We start from the raw sequence: 13,506 nt of genomic DNA, 5'->3' as shown, positions 1-13,506 counted from the left end.
TCGTTCGAGGGCTTTTTTTTACAAGGATGGAATTGTAATCTTAAACAAAGTACCATTGCCCACTTGGGAATCCAGCTCTATACTTCCCTTGAGTTGCTCCACAGACTCTTTCACCATATAAAGTCCTATGCCAGACCCTACATTTTTTTGTGTAGCCCGATGAAACAGTTCAAACACCTCTGCTTGGTATTTTTCATCTATTCCTATCCCGTTATCTTCCACCTGTATGATGGCCTTCCCTTCTAGGACATCTACCTGGATTTTAATATACTTGTCAGGGTTTTCTTCATGTTGAAACTTATACGCATTGCTAAACAGGTTATTGAACACCACCCTTAGTTTAGCTTCATCAGAATTAAAGGAATTATTCTGATGGATAACCGTTTCTACATTCACATCATCCAAATCCCACTTATTGGCATAAGCCTCATATTGCTGCGCCAGAAGTTCTTCAAAATTTATACTGGTAACGACATTATCGATTTTTGTTGACCGATAAAAATCCAACATCTTATAAATAAAGTCATCCAACTTCACTGTTGCTGAATCGATCATATCAAAGTACTCCAAAATCGTCGCGTCTCCACATTCCATTTTAGCAAGCTTCGAAACCCCCGAAATACTCATCAGTGGCCCTCTTAGTTCATGAGAGAGACTGTATACGAACTGGTTCATTTCGGAGTGCATTTTTTCCAGCCGGGTATTTTTTTCTTTTAGCTCCTGTCGGGTAAAATAAATATCCGCCGCATTCTTTACCGCATTTTTGATTTGCTCCAAGTTCCAAGGCTTATCAATAAACCGATAGACTTCACCCTTATTGATCGCATCGATCACGCTGGAAATATCGGAATAGCCCGTGAGCAGTATCCGTATCGGCTCAGGCTTAAACCTCATCAGTTCCTCAAAAAACTCCACCCCAGTCATCCCAGGCATTCGTTGGTCAGCTATCACCACATGGACATCTTCCTTCGCTGCAATCGCCAATCCTTCTTCGGCATTTATAGCAGTGAAAATCTTAAAATCCCTCCTTAGACTGGCCTTAAAAGAATTGAGGTTATTATGCTCATCGTCTAAATATAAAACATGTATTTTACTGCTCATTCCTTGGTGTTTTTTGATATATAGGCAATGTAATTACAAAAGTGGTCCCTTCTCCTTCTCCGGAGAACACCTCTAATGTCCCTTGGTGGTTTTCAATTATTTTATAGACAATGGACAAACCAAGACCAGTACCTTTCCCTACCGCCTTGGTGGTAAAAAACGGCTCGAACACCCTTTCCTTAACATGGTCGGGCATCCCTGGGCCATTGTCCGCTATTTTTATACTAATTCTTTCATCCACGGTTTCTGTAGAGATGGTAATGGCCGGACGAGCGTTGCTACTACCCTGTTCATTAAGCGCTTGGATAGCATTGCTGATAATGTTCATGAACACTTGATTGATCTTACCAGCCAGGCATTCCACCATGGGAATTTCTCCAAAATGTTTTTCCACCTCAATACGCCCCATTGTACTATTGAGCAATATCAACGTACTGTCAATTCCATCATGCAAATCCACTTTCTTCACATCCTGCTCATCCACCCTGGAAAACAGCCTTAGACCTTTCACGATCTCGACTGTCCGCTTTGCCCCTTCTTCCATTCCCTTCAACAACATTTCTATTTCCTCTACCAGGTAATCAAACTCCAAATCCTCTTCAATGTCCTTCATGGACTTTTTGCCTTCTTCGGAAAATTCCTCCTGCCCCTTCTTTCTGTAGGCGTCCATAATCTCCAATACATCCTGAAGATCACGCTTCAAAGGCGAAATATTGGAGCTTACAAAATTGATCGGATTATTGATCTCATGGGCAATACCTGCCGTTAACTGCCCTAAAGAAGCCATTTTCTCCTGATTTACCAACTGTGTTTGTGTATTTTGAAGGTTCTTTAATGTCTGCTCGAGTTCTTCAGTTCTTAATTTAACTTTTTCTTCTAATATAACATTCTGTTCACGTACTAACCTTTCATTTTCTTTTAGCGCCTCCAGTTTGCCCTGCTGCTGCTGTTCCTTTTCTTTCTTCAGAATATTGATCCTGTTGGCCAAGGCCAGGGAAAGCAATATCGCTTCCAGTGCCGTACCTACCAACATGGGGAAACTCGCCAAGTCTTGGAAAAACTCTATACCTAGGTTCTTAAGTACAAAAACCACCACCGCTATCAAGAAAAAAGACCAAGCAATCAAGAAGTAAATAGCAGGTCGGTAACCACTTTTGGCCGCTATAATGGCAGACAAGAAAAAGAATACCGCTACCAGCATCCCTGCCAAATCAGTTAACCGATAACTCAGCTCCACAAATGAAAAGAGCCTGGCAAAAAACACTATACCATAAATCAGCCCTATGCCTATCAGGACCTTATCCAGCTTTGGAATAATTCTTTTTGTTTTTAAAAAAGTCCGGATGAATGTCACTGCAAACACCCCTGAAAAGGCAGAAAACAAAACGGCACTCATCTCAAAGAAGCGGTAATTCTTCCCAAATAAAAATAGCATCGAATATCCTGCCAAGGATAATTGGGCCAACGATATAAACAAAATGTAAAGGCAATACACCAAATAGACCCGGTCTTTGACAGAAAAGTAAAGAACGAGATTATAAAGGAACAATGCCAACATGATACCTATGTAGATATTGGCCAGCAACATCCTCCTAGACTCCGTTCGCTCAAAGACCTCTTTTGGATACACCGATGTCTCAAAAGAAATCGGCTCGACAGAGTACAGCTTATATATTATTTCCTTATCACCAATATCACTGACTGTAAAGGATGGGTTCAGGTGCTCACTTACACCTTGGGTCATAAATGCCGTTCCTTTTTCACCTACTGATCGGTAATTTCCTTCTCCATCTTTGACCAGAATTTGCAAATACCGTATAGTGGGACTTTTCACCTCTAGGTAGTACTCTCCTGCCGGAGGAATCCTGTCCCCCTTGATACTTGCCCGGATATAAATGGTATCAGAACGCATCCCCAAACTAATAAACTCTGTACCGGAAAGTTGTTCTTGAACAGTGGCCTCCGACAAGCCATCATCATTCACATCCAACAATGCATACTGATTGACCCTTATCTCCTTCTCCTGATCCTGCCTTACCGCGTCCGAACAGCCTCCCAAAACAAAGGCAATAAACAACACGAAAAGCAATGGCTTTCTAAAACCGATCAGAGTGAATAGTGATTTCATAGCAACTTCAAGTCTCCAAATCATATAATATGGTAAAGTCTCCTTTTGGACTAGTCTCGTCAGAAGAATGAACAGGATTATCTTTTAAATAAAAGATTTTTTCTCGCTCTTCCTTTTTGGCATTCGGCAATTCCTTTAGGTTTTGCAGGTCCAATATAGTGGCGATCAATCCTTCTTTTGGGTATAAAAAGGTACCACTATCTCCTAGATCCCCAATGATTTTAAACCCCAGTTTCTGACAATTTTCCAGCGTAAAAGGAGAGCAAAACCCCATAAGGCATTTAAGGTTGAGCAGGGAAGCCACCGCCACTCCTGCCCGGATCAAAAAAATGCTCCCAATCCCATATCCGGCAATCTCCTTGGAGTTCCATACACCACACAGCTCAGCCACCTCCAGTTCTCCATATTTGGACATATACTCTACAATTCTCGTATCCTTTTCGATAATCGCTGGCTCTAATGGCAAATTATAGTTTTCGCTCTTAATCTGCACCCTGCCCCCACCGAATACCTTGGAGCCATCTTCTGACTCCACCACCAAAAGATATACATTAGGATTCTCTGCCCATGATCGATCTGCAGAAGTAACCTTGGTCACTCCATATGACTCCAACACAGAAAAATGTCCATCAATGTATTTATTAGTAGTGGTAGTATCACATATTGATCTGACTGCCCGTATCCGTACCCTCATTATATTACTACTAGTTTATCGCGTCCAAATCGACATAGAACCTATTTGAAGGGACTTTCTGGTTTAAAAGGATCATTCTAGCATAATGGGCGCCCATAGCTCCTCCCATGATGACAGAAGAAGCCAATTGAGGCCAGGTAGTTATGGTTTTGCCAATTTCGCTCATACTATGTTTTAATCTTTCGGATAATTGCTCAAAATGCAAAATCGCAAACAATATCTCCCTATAATTATCCGCTAAATTTTCAAGCAGTTTACTTTCATCTCCAAATTTCTCCAGATAACCATGAAAAATCGGCAGTTCAGAATCAAGGTCAAACCGCTCAATATCCATCATTCCCCGGTCACTGGTATCCATTACCACAGGGATCCCCATAGCTTTGGCTTTCAGCCTACTCTGTATTTTTACTGGTAAGCTGTCGCATTCCTCCACGAGCAGGTCTATACCACCGCGTTCTCCAAAAAAAGCATCGATATTTTCGTCAGTGATGCCTTTATCATAAATTACCACCTTGAGAAAGGGATCTATTTCAGCTATTTCCCGGGCCACTACCCATACTTTTTTTACTCCCAAGCTATATAGACCTGTCCTAATACGGTTCATATTGCTGAGCTCCAAGGTGTCAAAATCAGCAATACGGAGCTCACCAAATGACCTTTCCATGGCCAAACTCAGCGCCACGCTCTGTCCTACAGAAAGCCCTATCACACCAATTTTTTTCGTATAAAGGGAATCCTGCTCTTCCTCCGTGATCTTGTACCGATTACGGGATGTCCTCAGGTCAATAAAGTCATCTTTTGCTAAAATACGAATTAATTGACGTCTCCAATGATAATAGACCCAGTTTCCATATTCCTCTCGAGGATGGTCTATATAAAACTCCGTAACCTTTTCACTCAACTGATCCTCATCAAACTTTTGGGTAGGGTGATTGATCTTGATCAGTTCAGCTACCTGAACATCTAGCTGATCAATCTTTTGAATACGATCATCACTCATAAGCTCCGCTAACGCAGTATGTTTTCCTTCTCCTACATTTGCGGAAAAAATCAACCCTTGATAGTTAAAATCAAGCTCTTCATTATCCTGTAAATTCATTTAATTTTGCGGTGGTTCATTAGGTAATTAATGCAAGTAAAGTTATATTATAAGTCTTAGAAATGAATGAAAAATCGAATATTTCGCTTCATATCACTGTAATAATTCAAAATAGATTTGTTTAAAAAGAGTTTGAATAAGTAAATTACGTATATATTTGTGTGTGAAATTAACCGCTTTTGGCCAAATCACTCTAAACCACTCATACCTCCACCAAGGTACGGCTTAAAATTCAACACCCAATGAGTGACGCAACAACAGAAAAGATAAGAATACTTTACGTAGACGATGAGGAAAACAACCTTCAGGCTTTCAAGGCCACTTTCAGAAGGGAGTTTAAGATTCACCTTGCGGTTTCAGCTGATAAAGGACGGGAAATCCTCGACAATAATGACATCGACATTATCATTACCGATCAGCGCATGCCCGAAGAAACCGGTGTGGAGTTTTTAGAATCAATTATTGCAAAACACGCTGAACCGATACGCATCTTACTGACAGGATACACTGACATCCAGGCCGTTATAGATGCCATTAACAAAGGTCAAGTCTACCACTACTTGACAAAGCCTTGGGAAGAAGAATACGTTAAGACAGTGATCAAAAACGCATATGAAGTGTACTCCCTCAGGAAAGAAAACAAAAAACTTACTGAAGACCTGATCAAGGCCAACGACCAACTGGAATTTTTACTCCGACAAAAGCTACTCTCCTAATCTCCGGCCGTTTATCAATACCTTGCAGCCAAAAGCAATTGGAGTTCCTTGTGGTTCATCTGGAACTTCCTTCCCAAGTGTGCGTTGGTCAAGCTGCCCCGATAAGTATAGACTCCTTTCATAAACCACTTGTAATTAAAGACCATTTCTTCAGCACCTCCCAAATCCGCCATCTGAAGTAATATGGGGGTAAATATATTGCTCAAGGACATGGAAGCCGTCCGGGATACTCTCGACGCTATATTCGGGACACAATAATGGACTATGTCATACAATATAAACGCAGGCTCCTTATGTGTGGTCATGCGGGAAGTCTCTATGCACCCTCCCTGATCTATGCTGACATCGATAAGAATGCTCCCCGGCATCATTTCAGCCACCATTTCTTCTGAGACCACTACCTTGGCCCGTCCTTTTTCACCTCTCAAGGCACCGATGACCACATCCGCTTTTTTCAGCGCCTGTCCAAGGGTATAGTTATCTATGGTGGAAGTATACACCTGTTGTCCAAGTAGCTGCTTGATTCTCCGCAATTTATAAAGGTGGTTGTCAAAGATCTCGATACTTGCTCCTAGCCCTAGACCAGCTCTGGCGGCATATTCTGCTACAGTGCCGGCACCGATGATGACCACTTTGGTAGGAGGCACGCCGGTAATCCCACCAAGGATCAGGCCTTTTCCTCCCTTCTTGGCACTGCTAAGATATTCTGCCGCAATTAACATGACCGAACTTCCAGCAATTTCACTCATGGCACGTACGACAGGCATCCCGCCCACTTTATCTTCCAAGTGCTCAAATGACACAGCGGTGACTTTCTTTCTATTAAGGGCATGGATATATTCAGCCCGCTGTTTACCAAGCTGAAGGGCAGACATAAGGCAGCTTCCAGGCTTCATATAGGCGATTTCCTCCTCTGTAGGCGGTGCTACTTTCAAGACTACTTCTGCCTCAAAGGCCTCTTTGGACGAATAGACCACTTTGGCGCCGGCATCTGCGTATTCCTTGTCCGAAAATTTTGAAGCCTTACCAGCTCCTGTCTCCACCATGACCCGCTGGTTGTTATTGACCAATAGGGCTACGGCTTCAGGAGTCAGCACTACTCTTTTTTCCTGCGCCCCCACTTCCTTGGGGACACCGATCAGAATAGAATGATCTGAAGTACCTACCTTTGCCAAGGCCTCCTGTGGATAGACCCCTGTTTCTTTACTTATCTCAGCCATTTTAGCCCCCATCTTTCATCTTTTTTATACGCATCTCCCTTACTTCATTCTCATCAACGGATATCTTGATCAGGTAAAACTCCTCCGGCAAATAGTCCAGAATCTTTTCCGCCCATTCTACCCAACAGTGATTTCCGCTATAAAAATACTCATCTATCCCGATTTCGAGCACTTCTTCCTGCTCTTCGATACGGTAAAAATCAAAATGATAAAACGTTTGCCCTTTATCATTTTGATATTCGTTTACAATTGCAAAAGAGGGACTGCTCACGACATCCCCCACGCCCAGCTCCTTGGCAATGGACTTGATCAAAGTGGTCTTGCCTGCCCCCATATCCCCTTGAAAAACCCACACTGGCAGGCCCTCGCAACAGGAAATCACCTCTCTGGCCACTGCCGGCAATTCACTGATATCTCCACATACAATTTTCTTCAAGCCTTTTTAATATTGCTTAGGTGACAAATGCATTATTGGAACAATCATTTCCTCCAAAGAAACTCCGCCATGCTGGAAAGTATCTTTGTAGTAATTTACATAATAATTGTAATTGTTCGGATATGCAAAGAAATAATCTTCTACTGCAAAAACATAACTAGTGGAAACATTAAACCGTGGAAGCTTCACATCTTCAGGTTTCCCGATTTCAAACACCTTTCCGGACTCGAAGTTCAGGTTTTTGCCTTGCTTATACCTGAGATTGGTCGTCACCTTTCTGTCCCCAATAATCTTATATGGCCTGTTTACTTTTTTGGTCCCGTGGTCCGTGGTGACGATCACTTCACATCCTGCTTCACTCACTTTTTTGAAAAGCTCAAACAATGAGCTGTGCAAAAACCAGCTTTCCGTAATGGAACGGTACGCCGACTCATCTGGTGCTAACTCCCGGATCATCTTCATATCTGTACGGGCATGGGACATCATGTCCACAAAATTGTACACTAAGACATTCAGGTCATTGTTCATCATATTTTGAAATTGTTCCAAAACGGATTTACCCTGATTGGCCTGTAGTATTTTATGATAGCTGAACTTGCTCTGTATCCGGTTTTTCTTCAGGTTGATAGCCAAAAAGTCCGCCTCATGGCTGTTTTTGCTTTCATCGGTATCTTCGTTTTCCCAGAGATCCGGGTGAAAACGGGCCATATCCAAGGGCATCATTCCGCTGAACAGCGCATTTCGGGCATAAGCAGTGGTGGTGGGGAGAATGCTATAATAAGTATCCTCTGTTTTGACATTAAAATAATCGCTGAGCGCTGGTTCGATCATCTCCCATTGGTCCAGCCTTAAGTTATCGATCACCACAAAAAACAATGGTTTGTCGCTCTCCACCAGGTGAGGAAATACTTTCTCTTTCATTACCCTGTGGGAAAGAATGGGCTTGTCCGCATCTGCATCGTTCAACCAGTCCAGGTAATTTTCCTTGATAAAGCGGGCAAAATTAGCATTGGCCTCGGTTTTCTGGGTATCCAGCACCTCTTGCATGCTTTTATTTTCGGTCTTGTCGATCTCCAGCTCCCAATAGGTCAGTTTCTTGTAAATATCCGCCCACTCATGGTGATCAATGGCATCATTATAGGCCATACTGATTTTTGAAAAATCCTGCTGATAGGAAAGGTTCGTCTTCTCACTGATCAGCTGTTTGTTTTGGAGAATCTTCTTTACCGACAATAAAATCTGGTTGGGATTTATCGGTTTAATCAGGTAATCGGCAATCTTCCCACCAATGGCATCGTCCATGATGTGTTCTTCCTCACTCTTGGTGATCATGACCACTGGAGTCTGGGGTTTGATGATCTTCACCTGCTGCAGGGTTTCCAAGCCTGTCATACCCGGCATCATCTCATCCAAAAAAATCACGTCAAAATTGGTCTTTTCCACCATTTCAATCGCATCGACACCACTGTTTACCGTAGTAATTTCATATCCCTTTTGCTCTAAAAACATAATGTGAGGTTTGAGCAAGTCAATCTCGTCATCTGCCCAGAGTATTTTAAATTTTTGCATCTTATCAGGTTTAAATCTTTTAAATTTATAATTACTTTTGAATTCTATCAACTAATTCTTAGGCAATTGAAAAGCCATAAAATACTCAACGACCCGGTCTACGGTTTCATCACTATTCCTAGTGAGTTGATTTTCAACATTATCGACCATCCCTATTTCCAACGGTTACGGAGGATCAAACAACTTGGTTTGACTGACATGGTATACCCGGGAGCGCTACACACCCGTTTTCACCATGCTATTGGCGCCATGCACTTGATGAGCATCACCTTGGACAACCTGCGCAACAAAGGTCACGAAATCAGCGACCAAGAATACGAAGCAGCTTTGATCGCCATACTGCTTCATGATATTGGTCATGGCCCATTTTCGCATGCCCTCGAATACACTTTGCTAAAAGGCATCCCCCATGAATCACTCTCACTGATGCTCATGGAATCCTTAAATAACCAATTAAACGGCCAATTAGGTCTCGCATTAAGAATTTTTAAGAATAAATATGAGCGAAAATTCTTTTATCAACTGGTATCCAGCCAATTGGACATTGATCGATTGGATTACTTACAGCGAGATTGTTTTTTTACTGGGGTTTCGGAAGGGACGATTGGTGCAGATAGGATCATCAAAATGATGAACATTAAGAACGACCAGATCGTAGTAGAAGAAAAAGGGCTGTACAGTATAGAAAATTTTCTCAGCGCCAGACGGCTGATGTACTGGCAAGTATACCTCCACAAAACCACCGTCAGTGCTGAGAAAATGCTCATCAACCTGATCACACGTGCCAAGGACTTACAACAATCCGGAGTGGAAGTAGAGGGTTCTGTGGCATTTAAATGCTTCTTGGAGAACAATTATACTCTGAAGGATTTTGAGGATTCGACAGCACTACAGAAAGTATTTGCCGATCTGGATGATTTTGATATTTGGGGTGCTATTAAGCATTGGAAAGACCACGGGGATTTTGTTTTGAGGAGCATTTCGAACATGCTTCTTACCAGAAATCTTTTTAAAATCAAACTCAGCAATACGCCTTTTGAGGAAAAAGAGCTGGAAGCCATGGAAAAAGAAGTAGCCAAGGGACTAAACATCCCCGACGAAGCGTTGTCCTATTTCGTATCATCAGGCTTTATTTCCAACAATGCCTATGTGGCCAAGGAAAAAGTCATGATCCTGACAAAAAAAGGAGAGGTTATCGATGTAGCCCAAGCAGCTGACCTCCCCAACATCAAAGCAATGAGCAAAATTGTGAAAAAGTACTATGCATGTCGGGCTAAAAATTTAACTTTGCGGTAATATAATTTTAAACTCATGGAATTTACTGTCAGTCAGATTGCAGCGCTTTTAAACGGTACAGTAGAGGGTGACGGTTCCCAAAAAGTCAACCGTCTAGACAAAATCCAAGAAGGAAAAGCAGGAGGGGTCAGTTTCTTGTCCAACATGAAATATGAGTCTCACCTCTACAACACCGAAGCAACAGCGGTAATAGTAGGGGAGGATTTTTCACCATCAAAGCCACTCAGCACTTCATTAATAAAAGTAAAAGACCCTTACTCCGGTTTTACCCAGCTGTTGGAAGCTTATGCACAGCTCACCAAACATAGTAAGACAGGGGTGGAAGAACCCTCCTATATGGACCAATCCACCAAAATGGATGACGGAGGATACCGTGGAGTTTTCAGCCATATCGGCAAAAACTGCCGCATAGGTAAGCAGGTCATCATCCATGCACAAGCCTATATCGGAGACAATGTAAAAATCGGCGATCGCTGCATCATCCATTCAGGTGCCAAAATATACAATGACACAGCCATTGGCAATGACTGCGAAATCCATCCAAATGTGGTCATCGGTGCTGATGGTTTTGGTTTTGCCCCTCAAGAGGACAAAAGCTACAAAAACATCCCGCAGCTTGGCAATGTCATATTGGAAGACAATGTCAGCGTGGGGTCAAACAGCACCATCGACTGCGCTACCATGGGCTCTACCATTATAAAAAAAGGGGTAAAAATAGACAACTTAGTGCAAATCGCCCATAATGTGATCATTGGTGAGCATACTGTCATTGCTGCCCAATCGGGTATTTCAGGATCCACCGAGATCGGAAAAAACTGCGTGATCGCAGGGCAGGTAGGCATCATTGGACACCTTAAAATCGCCGATAACACCACTGTTGGTGCCAAAACAGGCGTCAGCAAGTCAATTTTACAATCCGGAAAAATCATTTTTGGATACATGGGCTTTGAAATGAAAGAGTTTCTAAAGTCCTATTCTATTTTCAAAAATCTTCCATCTCTTCAGGACAGAGTAAAAGAACTGGAAAAAAAACAATAAATTTGTGGCAAAATAAGTGATGCCAAAAATCATCTTTAATGAAAGTCAAACAACATACTATTGGAAAACAGGTAACCATTTCCGGCGTAGGGCTACACACGGGTGTGGAAGCCAACATGACGTTTCTACCTGCTCCACCAAACCATGGCTATAAGTTTCAACGTATAGATATGGAAGGCTCTCCCATCGTAGATGCCGATGTCGACAATGTAGTGGATGTGTCCCGCGGTACCACTATCGAACAAAGCGGAGCACGTGTCAATACCGTAGAGCATGTCCTGGCAGCACTGGTAGGTTTAGAAATTGACAATGTACTTATCCAACTGGATGGGCCTGAGCCTCCCATTATGGACGGAAGCTCCATTCAGTTTATCAACATATTAGAAGAGGCAGGACTTCAGGAACAAAATGCCCTGAGACGCTTTTTTGAAGTTCCTGAAAGTATCCATTACAGGGATTCCTCTAGAGAAGTAGAAATGGCCGCTTTACCCTTGGATGATTACAGGGTCACCGTAATGGTGGATTATAATTCCCCCGTTCTCGGAAGCCAGCACGCTTCGATTACCGACATTAGCCAGTTCAAAGCCGAAATAGCCTCTTGTAGGACTTTCTGCTTCTTGCATGAACTGGAGATGCTCTATAAACAAAACCTCATTCAGGGCGGCGACCTGAACAATGCCATCGTCGTGGTGGACAGGGTAGTGACAGACGAGGAACTGGAAGGGCTGGCGCAAATGTTCAACAAGCCAAAAGTAGAGGTCCGCAAGGAAGGCATCCTAAACAATGTGGAGCTTCGCTACAAAAATGAACCAGCTCGGCATAAGCTGCTGGACGTCGTTGGCGACTTGGCGTTGGTGGGCCGTCCTCTAAAAGGCCAGATTCTTGCCGCTCGTCCAGGCCATGCCGCCAATGTGGCCTTTGCCAAAAAACTGAAGCGGGCAATGGAAAAAGTGGGCCCTAGCCATATCCCTCACTACGACCCTAAGCTCCCTCCTGTACTGGACATTAATCAAATAGGGAATATCCTTCCACACCGCTATCCGTTCCAGTTGTTGGACAAGATTATTTATTTGGATGACACCGTAGTGGCCGGTGTAAAGAACGTGACCATCAATGAGCCGTTTTTTATGGGGCATTTCCCCAACAATCCGGTGATGCCAGGAGTATTACAAGTAGAAGCCATGGCGCAGACTGGCGGCATTCTTGTACTCAGCACGGTAGACGATCCGGAAAACTACTGGACCTACTTTCTAGGCATCGAAAGCTGCAAATTCAGAAAAATGGTCTTGCCGGGGGATACGCTAGTTTTTAAATGTGAATTATTGTCCCCTATCAGAAGAGGGATTGCGAAAATGAAAGGTGAGGCCTATGTGGGTAACACATTGGTTTGCGAAGCCGTAATGACTGCCAGTATTGTAAGAAAAGAAGCATGATAAGTAAGCTATCACAAATCCATGAAAACACCCAAGTTGGAGAAGATGTAACCATCGACCCCTTTACGGTAGTTCATGAAAATGTACAAATAGGAAAAGGAACGTGGATCGGCTCTAACGTAACCATCTATCCAGGAACCAAGATCGGTGAAAATTGCAAAATATTCCCAGGATCAGTCATCGCCGGTGTACCACAGGATCTCAAATTCCAAGGGGAAGAATCTACCGTAGAAATCGGCAACAACACCACTATCCGTGAATGTGTCACCATCAGCCGTGGCACCATCGATAAAAGGACAACCAAGATTGGGAGTAATTGCTTACTGATGGCCTATGTACATATTGCTCACGATTGTATCGTGGGGGACAATGTCATCATTGCCAATGCCGTCCAGGTCGCTGGCCATGTATCCATAGATGACTGGGCGATCATTGGCGGCAGTAGCGCCATTCACCAGTTTGTCAAAATAGGAATGCACGCCATGGTATCCGGAGGTTCCTTGGTAAGAAAAGACGTCCCTCCTTACACCAAAGCAGCTAGGGAACCTCTCAGCTATGCAGGTGTCAACTCACTGGGGCTACGTAGAAGGGGCTTTTCCAGCGACGCTATCAGTCACATCCAAGAAGTCTATCGCTACCTGTTCTTGAACAGCCTTAACAACAGCCGTGCACTGGAAGAAATAGAAGTCAACCTTCCCGCCACAAAGGAAAGGGATGAAATCGTCAACTTTATCAGGTCATCCGAAAGGGGTGTAATGAAAGGCTATATCAACTGA

At 43.1% G+C, this 13,506-nt stretch carries 12 protein-coding genes; 5 read left to right on the top strand and 7 right to left on the bottom strand.

Annotated elements, in window-relative coordinates; all coding sequences use genetic code 11:
• Window positions 1–18: 18 nt before the first annotated feature.
• From DN752_RS16985 to DN752_RS16970, 4 genes are read right to left on the bottom strand one after another with little or no spacing between them, the layout of a single operon-like run.
• Window positions 19–1,101 (bottom strand): hybrid sensor histidine kinase/response regulator, encoded by a 1,083-nt coding sequence (locus DN752_RS16985; protein ID WP_112785061.1) that lies wholly within the window; start codon window positions 1,099–1,101, stop codon window positions 19–21.
• Window positions 1,091–3,229, bottom strand: a complete 2,139-nt coding sequence (locus DN752_RS16980) for a 7TM diverse intracellular signaling domain-containing protein (protein WP_112785060.1) — start codon at window positions 3,227–3,229, stop codon at window positions 1,091–1,093. The genes DN752_RS16985 and DN752_RS16980 overlap by 11 nt, the downstream gene beginning before the upstream one ends.
• 7 nt (window positions 3,230–3,236) lie before the next feature.
• Window positions 3,237–3,923: a hypothetical protein gene (locus DN752_RS16975; protein ID WP_112785059.1), complete on the bottom strand. Its 687-nt coding sequence runs from the start codon at window positions 3,921–3,923 to the stop codon at window positions 3,237–3,239.
• Window positions 3,924–3,933: 10 nt separating this feature from the next.
• A complete protein-coding gene (locus tag DN752_RS16970; RefSeq protein WP_112785058.1) occupies window positions 3,934–5,022 on the bottom strand; it encodes a ThiF family adenylyltransferase in 1,089 nt (362 codons plus the stop codon).
• Window positions 5,023–5,264: 242 nt separating this feature from the next.
• Between DN752_RS16970 and DN752_RS16965 the strand changes: the two genes are divergently transcribed.
• Entirely contained in the window at window positions 5,265–5,738 is a 474-nt protein-coding gene (locus tag DN752_RS16965) for a response regulator (RefSeq protein WP_112785057.1), read from the top strand.
• Window positions 5,739–5,752: 14 nt separating this feature from the next.
• Here DN752_RS16965 and DN752_RS16960 read toward each other — a convergent pair whose 3' ends face one another.
• From DN752_RS16960 to porX, 3 genes are read right to left on the bottom strand one after another with little or no spacing between them, the layout of a single operon-like run.
• Window positions 5,753–6,970, bottom strand: coding sequence for an alanine dehydrogenase (locus tag DN752_RS16960; protein WP_112785056.1), 1,218 nt, complete (start codon window positions 6,968–6,970; stop codon window positions 5,753–5,755).
• Complete coding sequence (gene tsaE / locus DN752_RS16955) at window positions 6,960–7,394, bottom strand: tRNA (adenosine(37)-N6)-threonylcarbamoyltransferase complex ATPase subunit type 1 TsaE (RefSeq protein WP_112785055.1); 435 nt, start codon at window positions 7,392–7,394, stop codon at window positions 6,960–6,962. The genes DN752_RS16960 and tsaE overlap by 11 nt, the downstream gene beginning before the upstream one ends.
• 6 nt (window positions 7,395–7,400) lie before the next feature.
• Window positions 7,401–8,963, bottom strand: coding sequence for a T9SS response regulator signal transducer PorX (porX, locus tag DN752_RS16950; RefSeq protein WP_112786592.1), 1,563 nt, complete (start codon window positions 8,961–8,963; stop codon window positions 7,401–7,403).
• Window positions 8,964–9,029: 66 nt separating this feature from the next.
• Between porX and DN752_RS16945 the strand changes: the two genes are divergently transcribed.
• From DN752_RS16945 to lpxA, 4 genes are read left to right on the top strand one after another with little or no spacing between them, the layout of a single operon-like run.
• A complete protein-coding gene (locus DN752_RS16945; RefSeq protein WP_112785054.1) occupies window positions 9,030–10,259 on the top strand; it encodes an HD domain-containing protein in 1,230 nt (409 codons plus the stop codon).
• A gap of 15 nt (window positions 10,260–10,274) precedes the next feature.
• Window positions 10,275–11,297, top strand: coding sequence for a UDP-3-O-(3-hydroxymyristoyl)glucosamine N-acyltransferase (lpxD, locus tag DN752_RS16940; RefSeq protein WP_112785053.1), 1,023 nt, complete (start codon window positions 10,275–10,277; stop codon window positions 11,295–11,297).
• Between the two features lie 38 nt (window positions 11,298–11,335).
• Window positions 11,336–12,730: a bifunctional UDP-3-O-[3-hydroxymyristoyl] N-acetylglucosamine deacetylase/3-hydroxyacyl-ACP dehydratase gene (locus tag DN752_RS16935; RefSeq protein ID WP_112785052.1), complete on the top strand. Its 1,395-nt coding sequence runs from the start codon at window positions 11,336–11,338 to the stop codon at window positions 12,728–12,730.
• On the top strand, window positions 12,727–13,506 hold the full coding sequence (gene lpxA, locus DN752_RS16930; protein ID WP_112785051.1) for an acyl-ACP--UDP-N-acetylglucosamine O-acyltransferase: 780 nt from the start codon (window positions 12,727–12,729) through the stop codon (window positions 13,504–13,506). The genes DN752_RS16935 and lpxA overlap by 4 nt, the downstream gene beginning before the upstream one ends.

This window comes from Echinicola strongylocentroti (assembly GCF_003260975.1).
Lineage (GTDB): Bacteria > Bacteroidota > Bacteroidia > Cytophagales > Cyclobacteriaceae > Echinicola > Echinicola strongylocentroti.
This window is presented reverse-complemented; position numbering and strand designations above follow the sequence as displayed.

Coding starts and splice junctions, on each gene's coding strand:
- lpxA (WP_112785051.1), top strand. CDS start 12,727: ATGATAAGTAAGCTATCACAAATCCATGAAAACACCCAAGTTGGAGAA.
- DN752_RS16965 (WP_112785057.1), top strand. CDS start 5,265: ATGAGTGACGCAACAACAGAAAAGATAAGAATACTTTACGTAGACGAT.
- DN752_RS16975 (WP_112785059.1), bottom strand. CDS start 3,923: ATGAGGGTACGGATACGGGCAGTCAGATCAATATGTGATACTACCACT.
- DN752_RS16985 (WP_112785061.1), bottom strand. CDS start 1,101: ATGAGCAGTAAAATACATGTTTTATATTTAGACGATGAGCATAATAAC.
- DN752_RS16960 (WP_112785056.1), bottom strand. CDS start 6,970: ATGGGGGCTAAAATGGCTGAGATAAGTAAAGAAACAGGGGTCTATCCA.
- DN752_RS16980 (WP_112785060.1), bottom strand. CDS start 3,229: ATGAAATCACTATTCACTCTGATCGGTTTTAGAAAGCCATTGCTTTTC.
- porX (WP_112786592.1), bottom strand. CDS start 8,963: ATGCAAAAATTTAAAATACTCTGGGCAGATGACGAGATTGACTTGCTC.
- DN752_RS16970 (WP_112785058.1), bottom strand. CDS start 5,022: ATGAATTTACAGGATAATGAAGAGCTTGATTTTAACTATCAAGGGTTG.
- DN752_RS16935 (WP_112785052.1), top strand. CDS start 11,336: ATGAAAGTCAAACAACATACTATTGGAAAACAGGTAACCATTTCCGGC.
- lpxD (WP_112785053.1), top strand. CDS start 10,275: ATGGAATTTACTGTCAGTCAGATTGCAGCGCTTTTAAACGGTACAGTA.